The sequence below is a fragment of the Marinagarivorans sp. genome (assembly GCF_982758155.1).
This window is the reverse complement of sequence record NZ_CEXWTU010000094.1, coordinates 1-17,107: the sequence shown is the minus strand read 5'-3', so window position 1 is coordinate 17,107 and position 17,107 is coordinate 1. Positions and strand designations below refer to the sequence as shown.

The following is a 17,107-nucleotide window of genomic DNA, read 5'->3' as shown; positions in this document are numbered from 1 at the left end:
GTAAGGCGGTCGACATCAAGCATTAGTGGATGAAATATTGTTTCCTCGTCCCTTATATCGCCACAGCCCGACAGGGCTATATCGATGGCTTAGGCGCTTGGCTGCCCTCCACCGCGACTAATACCGGCTGCGAAATTAAACGCGCGGCAATGTCTGGAGACACGGTGATCGTGCATATCCATACCTAGACATCACCCGCGATGCCCCCAGGCACATTGATACTGGATGTTGATGGCAAAGGAATTGCGGTTAGAAAAGTGTGTTTATTAAAGGGATCTACGCTTACTTTTTTGGCTTTCCTATATTTCCTAATCCAATGCCTTCGAGTGCGCATAAGTATGCAAATAAACAAAAAATAAGAAGGAGGTAAAAAAGAAAAAGAAGAGTATTTCTTTCGAACCTGAATCAAAAAACGTTTTAGAGACGACGCTTAAGTTCGAATTAATATCTATTAACAACCAATGTACATAAAACATGGAAAAGAACATGGAAACACATTTGGATACGCAATTTTTTCACATGAAAAACGCAAAAAAAGCGATCGGCATGCTAGTGACGGTAACTTCACTCGCATCTATTTTATCCGCTCAGCAATCTTTCGCCGTTACACTTACCGGCGATGAGTACGATGATCGCGTTGCTATAGATGGCTTTTATAACGAGCCAAACGCGGCAGCAATCATTGTGCCTGTAGCCGATCCTGCCGATGGAGGCGCTACACCAGAAGATGCTTTTGATTGGCGTTATAATTTTTTAGCAGCCGAGGTTGCGGCGAGCCCCTGCGCTTCTCCTGCAATTGGCCAATGCCAGTGGTTTGATAGCGAGTACGATGACAGCAATTGGGGGATCAGCAAAGGCGGATGGTCCATCAAAAGTATTTGGCCTGTTAACAGCCCTCGTGAAAGCCTCACCGCTCGTGCAACCTTCACATTAACGAGCGCGCAAACCGAGGATGTAATGTTTTGGGTTCAGCTACAACCGGAGATAGAGGTTTACATCAATGGAGTTCACGCCCTCCACACCATTAACCCACATGAGTTGGAACCATACCGCTATCTGGGTATGTCTAAGGAGGCACGCGCTACACTGGTGGCAGGTGAGAATACAATTGCGGTACGTGTCGTTGCTAACAATGGCGATCGAGACTTCGATTTGGGATTAGTGCTCAACAGCGCAATGGCGCATCCTCCTGTGACGGGTACCGAGCGTGATGGACCTCTAGAACACATTACGGCATTTATCGCAGAGAAAATGGCTAACAATGGTGTACCTGCCGGCACTATTGCGATTGGCACTGGTACTGGCTTGGACAGCGACGCCAAACTGGTGTTCTCGCAAGGCTTTGGCTACATGGATAAGGAGTTCACCAGAGCTGTAACGCCCGCAGCGGCCTTTCGCCATGCCAGCATTCAAAAGGTACTGACAAAAGATGCCGCGAACGAGATATTAAATGCCGCTACATTAACTTTAGACCCTGCTGGAAATGCAGTTAACAGAAATACAAAAATATTTCCCCTACTTGCTCAGTTCGGAGTCGATCTATCTCCACTCGCCGGTGATGTATTCTCGGGTTCGAATATGGACGAGATTACAATTGGCCACCTAATTGATCACCAAAACGGTCTTTGGCCAATTCCGGCAAACCCCGCCGATGATTTTTATGATTCCCTTAGCACTGCAGCGCGTACAGTGGATGAGACAAATGTGTCTGCCGCTGATTACATGCGCTGGCTTTACAACCAGGAGTTGGGCAGGGAAAGATACAACAGCGGCAGCAATACGGGATCGCTAATATTGGCTAAGGACGATTTGGTTCGCTTGGGCAACAACCACAATGCAACATTGGGAACGCCGGGTGCCATTTATCGCTTTAAGGGAACCGTTACGGGCCAAACAACAACCTTGGCTGCGCAGAACTACAACGGTAATGATTGGCAAGAGCTAGTTTGCCCCGGACCGATCTGTGCAGGGTATTACAATTCAGGCTACACGTTACTTGGATACGCGATTCAGCTGTTAAGAGGCCACCAACTACAAACGGTAAGCCCAAATTACCAAAATCCCAACGACGCCGTTGCCCGTGAAATCACGATGAAAGACAGCACCTTGGGAAGGTTTTTTGAGGAATATCTACAATCGATTTCCTCCAACGGCAATATAATACACCTTGGCGCAGAACTTATTTCTCAGCGCCCACTTGATCAGAGTGGTTTTTTGTTGGAGCCCTGGTACAACACTGCGGCTTTACCCTACGATCGGGCTCGCATGTTTGAGACAGCCAGTACCGCTGAGGCGCTTGTCGACTGGCAACAAAGGTTTCCCGGCCACCCTGGCCATTCCGGCGTGATGAATGGCACCTACGCCTACACATTTAAAACAACATCTGCTGGAAAGCCGACGGTCTCTTGGTCCATCTTATTTAATCAGAGTGGACGCCTGAGTGGCTACACAGGTTTTATCAATGATTTGAAAAGCATGGTTGACGCTATCGATGCCTCCACCTGGGATGCAGCTTATGATCACCACAGGGGTATCGTTTCTCACTCGAATATTTTTGAAGCGGAAAACTATGACAGCGCACCAGTGGAATCCTCCCCTGGTAACTCTGGCAACGCCACTAACTGCACTTACAAAGGCCTCGATGTTGATGTAGCAAATAGCAGTAATGGAGGTTGTTATGTAGGTTGGACCTCAGCCGGTGAGCAATTGAATTACACGATTGGTTCTGGGGGTATCTATGATATTCAACTGCGTGTTGCAGGACCCAACATGGGTAACAGAATTCGGCTTTCCGCAAACAACAGCGCACTGGGGGATGTAACAACAACCAGGGATTCGGGCTGGCAGGATTGGTATACGCTGACGTTAAGTAATATAACCCTTCCTGCAGGTGCCACACTGACCATCGAGTTTGTTGACGGCGGTGTGAACTTGGACCGCTTTGAATTGGTAGAAACCAACCCGCAATCTAGCTCATCATCCTCAACGAGCTCTGCTGTTAGTTCTTCTGTTAGTTCTTCTGTTAGCTCTTCTGTTAGTTCTTCTGTTAGCTCTTCTGTTAGCTCTGCAGTTAGCTCTGCAGTTAGCTCTGCAGTTAGCTCTGCAGTTAGCTCTGCAGTTAGTTCTGCTGCTAGCTCCAGCGAACAAGGGTTTCCATGTACATCCGAGAATGCTACGAATGTAAATGGAGCCATAGCCGTATCGCAAGGTGCCTGCCTAAAATACAGTAAAGAAAATGGATTACTTCGCTTAGGGGCCTGGAATATTTCCGGCCTAACCCTATACGACATCCAAAATTGTAGCGGCCAAATATTGTCTGATATAGAACAATTATCAGGCGCTTGGATAGGCGTAGATACCGCAAGTAATAACTGCGAGCATTTAATTTTTGTGAAGCAAGCAGAAAATAACTTTCAACTACAGGTAGGAAGTTGGTAATCATGAGGCGAGCCGACTAAATGTTAGGCTCATCAATAAATGATTAAATTAAAACCCTTCTTATAGCGGCTATAAGGAGGGTTTTTTTGGTTGGGCTGTGTGGCGCGACGGTGCCGGCATGCATCTCTGGGGCACGCCCCTGCATTGCCCTAACATTTGCGTCCCTGAAAAATCATATAGCTCTGCACAAGCGTCCTGTTTGTGACGGCCCCAAAGGTGCATACCGATACCAGCTTCTGAGCGCTTGATCATTACCTGCGAGGTGATTTGAGATGTGATTAGGTTAGGTTAGAGTGTTACGTGAAGCCAAAAAGCGACCTACTGCCGAAAGGCTAGGGGTCAAAGAAGCACTATTGAATGCGGTGTCGATAAATGCCTAGATATAGACACAAGCTTGATGTTGGGAGATGGCTATATTTAGTCATTTAGGTATAGTTATAGGCATAAAGGTCTATATGTAGACATATTCCTATATGTGACCATGAATATAATGTTATGTGACTGTAGGTAATTAGTTTTAAAGGTTTATATATGATAGCTACAATTCTCGGCACTAGTATCTTAATAATCGTAAGTATTATATTTAGACTTAAATGGTTAGTTATTTGTAACGCAACTATTTTACTGCTTGTTCAATGCTTTAGTATCCTATTAGATCCTGGAGTTACTGCGAGAAAGGTAATTGAAAAAATCCATCTCAGCAAAGAGACTGAAGATGGAATGCAAGGAGTTAAAATGTTTATTGCTGAGTTCCACAATGTAATAGATCATCACTTGGTCTTGGCTATAGGCATGTTTATACTTCTGACTATAGGATTATTTTGCAAAAAAAGAAAATGACATAACAAGTTTTTCAACCATCGCCACTACGTGGTTGGACAGCCAAAGCGTTATGTTCAATAGGAGGTAAATTGCCACAGTACGAATTTACTGTTTCATTGAAAGTAGTTCATCCAAAGATGAAAGTTGAGTATATCTCTGAGTACCTTTCAATGAATCCGGACGCTCAGTATGACGTAGGAAGTGAGCGCGTGTCCAAAGCTGGCCGTCCATTGGGGGGAACATATGAATGCACGCTATGGAACAAAGACCTGTGTCACGGCAATAAATTAGATGCAGAGGAAACCCTCTTTGAAGAGTTTGTTAAGGAACAAAACCTAGTCTTGGCTAAATACCGAGACTTTTTCAAAGAAGTATGTGAAACGGGTGGGTGTGTTGAGTATTTCGTAGGATGGTTCAGTAGTGGCAGTATCAACATGAGTATTGTCTTTGACCCAGAACTAATGCAATCAACATCAGAATTAAATATCTCAATTGTTTTATGTGCGTACCCTGACAATGAATAAAAACAACTTAAGGGGACACACACTCTATATTTTGCTTAAATTTCAACCAGGCCAATCGATGCGTCATCATAAAAATCTATTAAATCAATAGGTTAGCGCTCTCTAGCTTTACATACCGAACTCAAAAAGCCGCTAAAACTTCACAGCCTTAGCGGCTTTTTTATTTCTTATGGACAATCTTTCGATAAATGGATTGCTTGGCTTGGAACTTTAAGATCAGCCCTTCTAATACGCTTTGTGCGATTTGTTTATCCTCGCCATCAAATTGGCTGACGGCCTCAAACTGAAGCTTTAAAGCATCGTCAGCCCCCCGTAAATCCTCTCCAAATACCAGCCAGTCTAGACTGATGTGAAAACTGCTGGGACAGGCGCTCGCTTCACCACCACATCACTCCAAACTCGTGTTTTCAGCTCTTCACGCAATATCGCCTGCCTGGCCTGCTGACCAACACACACGATACCTACTTCAACTTTGGTTCTATACGCTTGATCCGGCCCTTACGCTGTAAGGAATTGCTTCTTGTAGCGACAACGCACGCCCCTAAACAAAAAAATGCATTCCAGAACTATGCCCTAAGCGTTCTAAAGATAAACATAACTCATTGATTTTAAAGGGGATAATAAAATAATAAATTCATCACTCCTTCTTCATGGTCTAGCCTTCGCTAACACGATAACTTTTACCCCGTTACGCAAATGCAGGCACATCACCCTCTTGTATTACCCGGCCGGCATGCATAACAACCGTAATAAAAAACAATAAATACACTAGGAGTTATTATGTTTACCTTACCCAAAACACTACTTTTTAGCCTACTGGCTTTTGCCACCCTGTTCGCATCAAGCCAAAGCTTTGCCGCTAAACCCATGAGCGACACCGCCCGCAACGAGCGCGCCGTCGTAATGTTTTACACCAAGGTATTTGTCGAACGAAAAGATGTCGGTAAAGCCGCACGGCATTTTTTAACCGAAGACTACATACAGCACAACCCTTATGTAGCCACAGGCCGACAGGGCTTTATCGATGGCTTAGGCTCTTACTTACCCACCATCCCGAATATCCGCTACGAAATTAAACGCGTAGTTACCTCTGGCGACATGGTGATCTTGCATGTCCATGAATATGACATCACCAGCGATGCCCCCGGCCGGGCTGGTGTTGATATGTTCCGTGTCGACCAAAATGGCAAAATCGTAGAGCACTGGGATGTATGGCAAGAAATTCCCACCTGGATGGCTCACGACAACGGCATGTTCTAAACCTTCTACATTAACGGCAGGCGTTACCGCGCATGCCGTTTTCATCCGAATAAGACCCAAACACTAATAAAGCCCCCTAAAAAATGACTCACTCTCGTTGGTCAGAACAGGTGGGTGCCCGTAACAAAAAGGCAGCGAGCTATTAAATGGTCATCCTAAATAATAACAACAAAATTTTAAAATTAGCGATATTAATAGTTTTCGTCTTGGTTCTCTATCAAATAAATAAGCGCCTTAGTACACCCAGTTTGCCAGCGATTAATTACGCGCAACACGACGTCAACACACATTCAAAAAATAGTACCAATAATGATGGTGCAAAGGTAACAAACGTAGCTATTGCCGACACCAATAAAATATCTACGGCGGCAGCCCCTTCGCCTAACAGGGTTTCCACCGAAAATGAATTGAAAGATGAACCCAGCAATCATCATATCGAATGGCAGCAATGGAGAGATTCATTACTAACCCCCGACAACTTATTCAATAGTGATTACAGCTACTACGACACTGAAACACTGAGCACGCTAGCGGATGACAATGACATCATTGCGATGCAAGTACTAGCACTTAAGCTTATCTCCAATGATGGCAGCCCAAAGACACAAGCCCAGTCACGAGAACTATTGAAAAAAGCAACAGTACTCGGCGCACGCAATATTCCTTTTATAGAAAGCATACAACACTCAATGTTTGACTTACATCAAGTGAATAACATCCCTTCTGACAACGCATCACCCACACAAGAAAAAATACTCACGAATATAGCCACTGATATCGCCTTAGCCGAAAGGCGTGGAAATCCTGAAATAGGGTTTAACACAAGGCGCCAGCTAAAAGAGCGTTACAACATAAATATCAATGAAAATATTATTCAGCAAGCCGATGAACTGGCCAACAACATTTATCAAGAACTTGAAAATGAGCGTATGGCGATGGGGCTAGCGCCATTTGACAACTCCGCTCCGGCCTCCGTTAAAAAAATGTATCAATGAAAAAACCGATTAAAAGCGTTCGACCCTAAAACTATCACAACAACAGTAAGGAATAAAAAATGATTAAAAAAATGATTACCCTAACCGCTTTAGCGCTATGCTCCTTTGGTGCGCATGCCGACGTACAAGAAGTCTGTAAAACAACGACGACATACTCTAATGTCACACAATATTATGGAGGAAACTTTTGTACCGCCTATGGGCAAACTGGAGCACATCACCTTTATTCAATAGGCGGCTATCATCCAACATCGACGGAAAGAAAATCTGAATTTTTTTGGGGTTATCAAAACGGACGATTTATTACAGAGTACCTATCTTGTAACATTTACCACCCTCTTCGTCGAACGGTATCTGTTCCTCATACCGAAACCACCTGTACCGAAGTACCTCACACGCACCCTGACCCCGACCTTTTTAATCCAGTGGCTTGTGAATTTGGAGACCCTCAAGATGGCACAACACCGGGATGCCACGCATCGTCTATAGGGGGCTATATGGGAATAGAAGCTTTTAAAATCACTAAAAATGGTAGTTTCTTACTGAACATATCAAAAGAAACAATTGGGAGAAACTGCACTATTTCCGTCTCTGGTTTTAGCGCAAATTACGGCGTTGCTGGAAATTGCTCGAACTATATTGTTTCAAAAAAACCATAGAACATTTTAAAATTTTAATTTAACGATCAGGCCTTACAGCAAACAGTATCACACACTGTAAGGCTTGATTTTCTCACGCCAATAGTAACGTCAACCTACACACTTATCCGAGCATAATGTCGGTTTTAGGCAATGCAGGAGCTGTTGCTAAGGAGCGAAAACTGTAGCGGTGTTATTGCTAAAAATAATATTTTTGAGGCGCGACTAAGACAGCAGGCGACATTTCACGAACACTAACCAGGACTTAATCTAATGCTTTCTCTTAGCAACCTATCGATAAATTATTCCAAAATATCTGTGGCTTTAATTGCTACAACAATATCGATTCAATCCGCTTTTGCACAGTTTCAATTAAACCCACCCGATATCGGATTTCACGAAATTCCAGACACCTTCATCATCCCTAATGGCGAGAACGGTCTAACCTGGCAATTCACAACAACGAGCCCAGGCAACCAATGGTTCAACCCTGCCTATGATGATTCCAATTGGGATTCTGCTGCGGGCGGATTCTATCGCTACGATTACCCACTTGCCGCCTGGCATATCGAAGATGTTGATGAAACCTATGTACGTTTGCGCAACCACTGGTTTCCAGACTTATATCTTCACACCGAACTGAAAAATTCCACGCCATTTAATGATACAAATTCGAGCCTTCATCAAAGGCCGACGGCTAGCACATTAACCCAAGATCAAAGCAACACCTGGCACAGCGCCATGTGGGAAAAAGAAACGCTCTCCGACGGGCGAATTCGATTGAAGAACCGATGGGGCACAACGGATTATCTCCATTCTGAAGGCAATTTAAAATCAAGCCCTATACAGGAAAGCTGGGAGTCCGCAAAGTGGACGATAGAGCCCACTCAGTTTCCTGTTGCAGACGGTGAAGATCAACCCGTTTACCTAAAAAGTTATTGGGGAACTTATTTAACCGCAAAAATGCGCGGCTCTTACAACAAAGCCACTAGCGCTGGTTTTGAGCAAGAAACATCCGCCTACCTAAATGCCAACCTGGGTTATTCAATGGGCGCACACTACCGTCGAAATTTCCTCGCGGACTCTCAAGTAACCCCAATTGAATATGGCCCACTAGACTTGTGGTTACGTAGTGAATTTACGCTCCAGTCCGGGCAAGAAGATAACTTAATGTTTTGGGCACGCGGATCCAGAACAATGACCATCTATATTAACGGCACTGAAGCTACCGACGTACGCTTAGGCCAAGCAGGGTATCGTCACATTGGCCTATCACCGGCAGCCCGAGCAGCGCTACATACAGATGGAACGCCGAACACCATTGCTGCCAGAGTGTCTGTTGAAAAGTCTGACGGCCGCATGAATAACGCGCCATGGGAAAACCTTTATTTCGACTTAGGCTTAACACTCAACCCAGCATTAGCCAATATAGCAATGGATGAGCAAGGGTTCGAAATTAATGCCGAGCTGCAACAGGCCGTGACTCAACCTTTTAAAGAGTATCTTCAAGCACAAGGGGTTTCTGCAGCGGTTCTTGCACTGTCCCATAATGGAAATTTAATTTTAAATCATTCATTTGGTTATTCGGATAAATCATTAAGCACCCCTCTTTCAAAAGACGCGGTTCTGAGACTGGCCAGTGTTGACAAGGTTGTTACCCAGCAAGTTATCGAGAAAATGATAAGCGAAAACATCAATATCCCCAACACTCAAGTACCCGGCGGCGCTGACGTGAAATTCTCCTCAGACACACTTGTTTTTCCTTTACTCGAAGAGTATGGATTAACCGCGATGCAAGGTTTCATTCCAGACGCCAGAACTGATGACATTACCGTCAATCATTTAATTACGCACCTCTCTTGGGTTAAAGAATTACCCAACTTTGAGTCAAGAGGAATCAACGGCGGTAGTCGTAATCAATTTTATTCAGAACTTAATATTCAACCGGAAAACCATGCGTTAGAGGACAATGTGCGATGGACCTACAGTAAACCTTTAGATCGAAATCCCGGAACCGTGGTGCAAGGTGCGTACAACAGTAACGGGTACAGTATTTTACGCTTTTTAGCGCATCAAATAGCCCGTAATGAATTGAACAGTAATTTCGAGGCCTATATGCAAAATATGTTTGCCGTTAGCGGCGATAACAATGCGTTTATTGCGAAAGAATCCGCCACCGCAAGAACCGAAAATGGAGAACCTTGGTATAACGACACTGTTGAAAGCCATGATCGCTGGGTCGCTCTAGATAATTTTTTGGCTATCTCAGCATCAGCACCAGCGATGGTTCAATTCAATGAAACCTATAACGCAACCTCTGGATTTGCGGGTTCAATGCTAGGCGGCTGGACTTGGCTAGGGCGTGCCTATAACACCGCTACGGGTAATTACATTAGTTTTTCTCTAATGCTGAATACCGGCGGATACTTTGACCCTATTGTGAGTAACTTATACAGCACTCTGCGCTCACTGCCCGCATCCGCATTAACCAACACGCAATCTAGCTCGTCATCCCCAACGAGCTCTGCTGTTAGTTCTAGTGTTAGTTCTAGTGTTAGTTCTAGTGTTAGTTCTGCTGTTAGTTCTACTGCTAGTTCCGCTGCTAGCTCCAGTGAACAAGGGTTCCCGTGCACATCCGAGAATGCTACGAATGTAAATGGAACCACTGCCGTATCGCAAGGTGCCTGCCTGAAATACAGTAAAGGAAGTGGATTACTTCGCTTAGGGGCCTGGAATATCTCTGCCTTAACCCGCTACGACATTCAAAATTGTAGCGGCCAAATATTGTCTGATATAGAACAATTACCAGGCGCTTGGATAGGCGTAGATACCGCAAGTAATAACTGCGAACATTTAATTTTTGTGAAGCAAGCAGAAAATAACTTTCAACTGCAGGTAGGCAGTTGGTAATCATGAGGCGAGCGTTCTAAATTTTAGGCTCATAGATAAATGATTAAATTAAAACCCCTTATAGCTATAAGGGGTTTTAATTTACGACAATTAGATTTTGGCTGAAAAAATTACAAATGCGAAATCATGGCGACCGCTATTCTATAAATATGAAATAATATTAGAAAACAGACACCACTCAATAAAAGCGCGAACTCCATCACGGTTTCATCGTAAGGCAATGAGGGTTTTTTATCCCGCAGTGTTTTATAGCGAAAGGAACACACAACAGGCAAGCACACAATGAAACGATTCACGCTCCCCCCCTTATTAACACTCATCGCCAGTAGCGCTTTTTTAGGCGGCTGTATCAGCGAAGATAAAGGCGTCAACTCCAGTAGTTTGAGCGCAAACTCCAGCATAAACATGGCTTCCAGTAGCTCTATGCCTCACGTGGGTCAATCGAGTATAGCCAGCAGCATGGAGACTCAAAGCAGTAGCCAAAGCAGCCTTTCTCTACGCCTTGATAGCATAGATTTTGGCGACCACAAGCTACGCAGCTGTGTGTACGACACAGGTAAAACCTATATACATGAAGTGACGGGAATTGATTGTCATGGCTACACTTATATTAAGGATACTACCGGTATCGAGCAATTAAGCCATCTCCGTAGCATCAAAAACTTATTGAATATAACGTCGATTAATTTAGCCTCGCTCACTGAACTGCGTCATTTAGAGCTTCCAGACAATACCCTCGAGACTTTAGATTTAAGTGCCAATACACAGTTAACCCATATTGATCTCACGCGCAGCTCCAACTACCTTTTCGAGCTTGATTTCTCCGCATTAACGCAACTCGACAGCCTAGTATTATCTAGCGCCGAGTTTCAAATAAAAGATAATGCGCAATTACAGCAGCTCACGCTTAATCTCTTGCACTTCAGCCCTCCACTCGACTTAAGCCTCTATACCAACCTAGCCAGCTTCAATCTACTCACCTCAAGCATCAACCACTTAGACCTTTCCAGCAATAACAAACTGCACCACCTGGGTATTAGCACAACCAGCACCACCAGCGCACAGCAAACAGTCACATGGCCAAGCAACAACGCAATAACATCACTGCGTGTACATGGTAAGCACCTAGCTCAATATTTTACTCAGCCCAACCCCCAACTTACATCGTTGTCGTTATCAGCAAATGACTTAACGGATTTTGACTTAACGCCACTGACATCGCTCAAATCATTAAGCATCACCTACCCCTCCGTATCTGAAGGTACGGTGATTGGTTTATCATCTCAACATCAGCTTGAATCACTAGAAATGAAAGGCGTGCAGTTTACCGGGCTGGAGATGCAACACTTTCAGGCACTCACAACGCTGGTACTCAATGCATCACACGATCATATTGACCTTAGCCATGCTGCACAATTACAGTCGCTCACACTGGTCGATACCAACCTGAAAAGCCTTAATCTCAGTAGTACGCCAATGCTTAAAAACTTGAGCCTACAAGCGGGTTCAGCAGGCGTCGATATTACTTGGAATGCACAACCCACGATCGAACATCTCGAATTAGGCCACTATATTGATTCCAAAAATAGTTACGACTTTAGCCATCTAACCACACTTAAAAGTTTTCGCTCTAATTCGCTCGGCATGCAGACTTTGGATCTTAGCCACAACCTTGCCCTAGAAATCATTAACATTTTTTATGCGGCTGAACTCAATACGGTGCACCTCCCTAATACACCGACACTTAAAAATATTGCGATTACTAATGCGGCATTATCCGATATCAACACTCAACAACTTACAGGTTTGGAGACCCTTTCATTAGACAACATATTTCCGACAGAATTTATGAGTAACCCTTTAATACTGCCCGCCAGCCAAACCCTCAATACGGTCTCTATTGAAAATCTACAGCTTCACTCTATTGAAACCTCCCAAGCAACAAACCTACTAAACCTTACCGTCATCTCTGGCAGACTACAAACCCTTGACCTATCGGCGAATACTCAACTACAACATCTGAATTTGGAAGGTAACAAGCTAGACTCACTCACCCTAAACGGTTTAACAGAGCTAGTAACCGCAAACCTAAAAAACAACCAATTAGTCACCCTCGATATAGACAATCTCCCAAAACTATCACTATTGGATATCGCCAATAATCCATTGAATTGCAGCAGCGTAGACGCCTGCCTCGATACAGATCAAGACTCAGTCAATGACGCTGCAGATTTGTGCCCGAATACACAAGCCAATACAGAAGTAGATTTAACAGGGTGTCGCCTAGCAGGTACTTACCGTGTTCGTGTTTTTTACCATGTACCCTCTGACCGAACCGTGAAGAGTGATTATAAAGCGGCTATTGAAAATTCAGCGGCACTTATTAAGGAATGGTACGCAGGCCAATTGGGTACAGATAAAACGTTTTTAATGGTTGACGACGGCGAGGCTACGGTTTTCCATAGCACTCATAATACTGAATGGTTTAATAACTTTAATAAGGACATCGGCGTGAACAGCCTTACCAATTGGTTCGCCTGGTTTGGTATTCAAAGTGACTTAAATGATAACTACGGGAATCGTCCCGAAAACGAAGTTTGGATGATTTTGTCTGACGTCGACAGTGATTGTAATTTTAATGCGGGCGGCGGTGTAGAGGGTATTACTGTAATGCCTTCGGACGACATCAAGGGCTTGATGGATGAGCCTCTACGTTGCAGTGATGACTTAGGTTTTGACCGCTGGATTGGCGGGCAAGCTCATGAGCTAGGCCATTCGCTTGGGTTGCGACACCCGTTTGACGAGAATGGTGAGGCACCGGGTTATGAAGGCGTATGCCCTAATGGCGATTGCATAATGCAAACCGGTTACCTGAGCTACCCGAATACCTACTTAAACGCAGTCGCTATAGAGCAGCTCGATAACAGTAAGTATTTTAGGTTCGAACCCTAGCCCATAGAAGGCGGCTGTAGCCGCCTGCCTTTTTTCCCGAAATAATAATTGGCCCTTATGGCAACACTTGCTCACCTAAAGAATGCATAAAAAATATAAGGGACGGGGCAATAATAGTTTATCCAATTAGGTGAAGAGATCGGCTTTCTTATCGAGGCGCTTGAAGGGGCGCATGCCGAGGCATGTAACGCTTTGAGCAACGAAGATAAGGATGTCGAGATCGAGCATTAGTGGATGAAATATTGTTTCCTCGTCCCTAACTCGCCTCACCATCCGATATTATCCTATGCAACGGCGTACTTCAGCCCCGCCCCCGGTAGTACAGGCTCATTTAAAACGATGGCCTAAACAACACCGACATTCAATAGTGAAATACACGCCCTACCGCTATGATGCCGCACCTTATTCGAGCGCGCCCTCATGCCAAGCAACACCTTGTATTCAGACCTATCCCATTACTACGACCTGATGTGTTGCAACATCGACTACCAAGAGCAGTGCGCCTTTAGCCATCGCCTCTTTCAGCTTTTCGTCACCGCCACTACAGGCCAAAAGCCCAGGAGTTTAGATTTAGCCTGCGGTACCGGCCCACATGTAGAGCATTTTTTATCGCTGGGCTATAACCCTAGCGGTTTAGATATTAACGCGCCCATGCTAAAACTCGCTCAAGCCCGATGCCCCACCGCCAGCTTCTCGCAACAAGACATGTGTAGTTTCAGCTTTCAAGAACCTTTCGCGTTGATTACCTGTTTTTTATATTCCATGCACTACAACTTCCCCAAAGGGAACTTTGTGCAAACATTACAACAAACCTACAATGCGTTAGAAGACGGCGGACTCTTTATTTTTGACATGGTCGGGCGTGATCATATCGCCAACGATAGCGGCTACACCCATTATCTAGACCACGACGCAGGCCAATTCTCATTCCAATCCCGCTGGCACGACAAAAAGAACGACGACAAACTCGACTTGATGATTACCATCACTAAAGAGCATGGCGGGATAAAAGAACAATGGCAAGACCAGCACACCATGTTGGCGATTAACATTGAAGACGTGGTAATAGAACTACAGCATATTGGTTTTGAGGTTACGGTGTTTGAGCGTGATTATTCACGACTAACGCAGTGGCAGGGGGATGTAGGAAATGTTGTGTTGGCTTGTATTAAACCTAGAAATTAAACCATCAAATTCTACGCATCCCTTGGCGCACCTGGCGCGTGATAACGAGGTTATTATCTTGCTAGCGTAATAAAACGCACAAACTCTACGCAAAAAAAATGGCTCCCAAGGGAGCCATTTTTTTGTTACAGCAGTGAAGAGTTTAATTATTTAGCTGTAGTCCTGCGCATAACTAATAACAACGACCCCAGCACCATCAACAACCATCCGTTGAAACTACCAACCGCTACACTTGTATTGGCAGCGCTAGACGATGAAACAACGGCAGGACTAGAAGAACTAGCAACAGGCGCCGCCGAACTAGAGGCCACAACTACAGGTGCAGAGCTAGAAGAAACCGCAACAGAGGACGAGCTTACCGGTGCAGAACTTGATGCAACTGGCGCATTTGTTTTGGTGACCAACACCGCACTAATAGTCGCGTTGTTTATTGTGGATGTAAGTCTAATATTGAGACGTCCATCAGTAACGCGCACAACAAGGGGGCCTGGCTTCCACATAACGTCATGGCCAACTTCATCAAACAAATCGACATTGGTAAGGACTTCTTCACCTTCAATCGAGACGCTAAATGCACGCGCTCCAACTTCTGTTTGGTACATTTCAGCAAAGCTTAGATCCACCGAAACCCACTGGTTTGACATTGGAATATCAATAGTGATGTTTTCGCCATAACCCTCGGTAGTAATCACCGAGCTGTTAGCGCCAGATACGGTATCCCCAGTTGAATAGGGGTCGGCACCGGTTACAAATTGATTGGGCGCGTACCAGATGTTATCCATTTGAACATCTTCACCGGTGCCACCCACGTTAATAGCGGCCAAGATATTATCTGGATTTGGCTCGTGCCAACCTTCCGTGTCCATGGTAACTACGCAAGCATTACCGTTTTGCTCACCCATGCCATCGCCATCTGGGTCTGCTGCAATCGAACAACACACTGGCGTTCCGCCTTGATTACCGCAGTCGACAGGCTCCCCAGGACCTTCGCTAATCCTTAAGTTAGAGTCACCCGAGGCATTTCGACCGTTGCCACCGTAACCTTCTGTCGCGAGTACCATGTAGTCAAAATCATTGCCAAGCCGCATGCCGGCTCTCGCCCATTGATCAAAGTGCTCCGCCACGTCGATAGTGCCGCTGATACTGCCCCAAGGCTTAGGGGGGTTGCGCACACTGAAAAACTGCTTAAATGTGGAGTTTCCAGAAATAGAGGGCTTGTTCGCGCGTGTACACTGAACCATGTCGTAATTCGAACCGTCTGCCGTCGTGTAGGATCCTTTTAAGCCATCGTCAGGAGTGTTATCGGCAGCAACACCACCGCCACCGATACCGCCACAGCTAGCGGGATTGTAGGAACCGTAACTCTCGACTACGTAATACTCAACTTCAGTTGGAACTCGAGTCCACCCATAGAGTGCAAGGTATGAGTTTTGACCCTGCTGGTTATTCGCATTCTTACTTTGGAAGGTGCCCTCATAACTGACCACCCGCGGACCACCTGGAAACCAACCCTTACCGCCAACCCAGTTAAAGACGTTGCTCCAGTCTGTACCGTAATCACCGCCCTCGCCACAGGTGATAGATACTTGACCTTCGTTGGTCTCCTTCCAGAAAGAGTAATAGTAGCCGTTGTGAGTGCCTTGTTCGTTGTTTTGGTTGTTGAGCACGCCGTTACAGGCATTTGCACCGGTAGCAAAAAAAGCCGAAGCGCAACCGAGAGTGACACTTGCCAGCAATGTTTTTTGTAGTTTCATGATTATTTGCCTCCTTGAAGACAGTAATAGCGACTTTAAATCATTAAACGAAGCTAACACCGATAGAAGTACTTATCGCTTCGCCCAACATTAATGCACAAACAAAATTATTGAGTAGCGAACATAACCTGCAGCAGAACTTAGTAAACGGGCAGAGCCCCGCCATAAGAAGATGTATTCCACACTTTTATAAGCCTGCCAATAAAGCATAAGGTCGGGGTTAAAAAAATATCGAAAAGAAATAGAAATTGAAGAAAAATGAAAGTTAATAAAGTAGGTTTAATAATAAAATGCCAGTAATAGTCGTATTGAATAATTAACTATTCCATGGCGCAAACGAAATAGTCGACATAAACGGCGCTAACACCCAGATTAAAATAGGATGTTAGCAAGCAAAAATAGCGTAACGGATGTTAAAAAATGCCCAAGCACTAAAGGCCGAGGAAAAAATACTTTATCCAATAATACTTGCCTCCTGCTTCCTCAACAGCGTTGCTCAAAGCGTTACATGCCTCGATAACTGCTCCACGACATTATGCTCCTGCAATGTCTAATAAGGGGCTCCTGCCCCGATGCGTTACCCTACTGACCAGCCCTTTCAAGGTGAAATAAAAACCATCGTGGATTAA

General features: G+C 44.9%; 11 protein-coding genes. 10 read left to right on the top strand and 1 reads right to left on the bottom strand.

Features of this window, described 5'->3' with window-relative positions; translation table 11 throughout:
- The first annotated feature begins 29 nt into the window (after positions 1-29).
- The 10 genes from AC3A8L_RS11575 (at position 30) to AC3A8L_RS11530 (ending at position 14,724) form a co-directional block, all read left to right on the top strand.
- Entirely contained in the window at positions 30-188 is a 159-nt protein-coding gene (locus AC3A8L_RS11575) for a hypothetical protein (protein ID WP_487962416.1), read from the top strand.
- Between the two features lie 298 nt (positions 189-486).
- Entirely contained in the window at positions 487-3,438 is a 2,952-nt protein-coding gene (locus AC3A8L_RS11570) for a carbohydrate-binding domain-containing protein (RefSeq protein WP_487962415.1), read from the top strand.
- 531 nt (positions 3,439-3,969) lie between these two features.
- A complete protein-coding gene (locus AC3A8L_RS11565; RefSeq protein WP_487962414.1) occupies positions 3,970-4,278 on the top strand; it encodes a hypothetical protein in 309 nt (102 codons plus the stop codon).
- A 71-nt stretch (positions 4,279-4,349) separates the two neighbouring features.
- Entirely contained in the window at positions 4,350-4,784 is a 435-nt protein-coding gene (locus tag AC3A8L_RS11560; RefSeq protein WP_487962413.1) for a DUF4279 domain-containing protein, read from the top strand.
- A 780-nt stretch (positions 4,785-5,564) separates the two neighbouring features.
- Positions 5,565-6,044: a nuclear transport factor 2 family protein gene (locus AC3A8L_RS11555; RefSeq protein WP_487962412.1), complete on the top strand. Its 480-nt coding sequence runs from the start codon at positions 5,565-5,567 to the stop codon at positions 6,042-6,044.
- 146 nt (positions 6,045-6,190) lie between these two features.
- Complete coding sequence (locus tag AC3A8L_RS11550) at positions 6,191-7,039, top strand: hypothetical protein (RefSeq protein WP_487962411.1); 849 nt, start codon at positions 6,191-6,193, stop codon at positions 7,037-7,039.
- A 59-nt stretch (positions 7,040-7,098) separates the two neighbouring features.
- Positions 7,099-7,698: a hypothetical protein gene (locus AC3A8L_RS11545; RefSeq protein WP_487962410.1), complete on the top strand. Its 600-nt coding sequence runs from the start codon at positions 7,099-7,101 to the stop codon at positions 7,696-7,698.
- A gap of 252 nt (positions 7,699-7,950) precedes the next feature.
- Positions 7,951-10,587 carry a serine hydrolase gene (locus AC3A8L_RS11540; protein WP_487962409.1) on the top strand — a complete coding sequence of 879 codons (2,637 nt, stop codon included), beginning with the start codon at positions 7,951-7,953 and terminating at the stop codon, positions 10,585-10,587.
- A gap of 282 nt (positions 10,588-10,869) precedes the next feature.
- Positions 10,870-13,539, top strand: a complete 2,670-nt coding sequence (locus tag AC3A8L_RS11535; RefSeq protein ID WP_487962408.1) for a leucine-rich repeat domain-containing protein — start codon at positions 10,870-10,872, stop codon at positions 13,537-13,539.
- Between the two features lie 420 nt (positions 13,540-13,959).
- The gene (locus tag AC3A8L_RS11530) at positions 13,960-14,724 is read left to right on the top strand and encodes a class I SAM-dependent DNA methyltransferase (protein WP_487962407.1); all 765 of its coding nucleotides are present in this window, start codon (positions 13,960-13,962) and stop codon (positions 14,722-14,724) included.
- A 146-nt stretch (positions 14,725-14,870) separates the two neighbouring features.
- On the opposite strand, the gene AC3A8L_RS11525 is transcribed toward AC3A8L_RS11530, so the two are convergent.
- Complete coding sequence (locus tag AC3A8L_RS11525; protein ID WP_487962406.1) at positions 14,871-16,478, bottom strand: glycoside hydrolase family 11 protein; 1,608 nt, start codon at positions 16,476-16,478, stop codon at positions 14,871-14,873.
- Positions 16,479-17,107 lie beyond the last annotated feature (629 nt).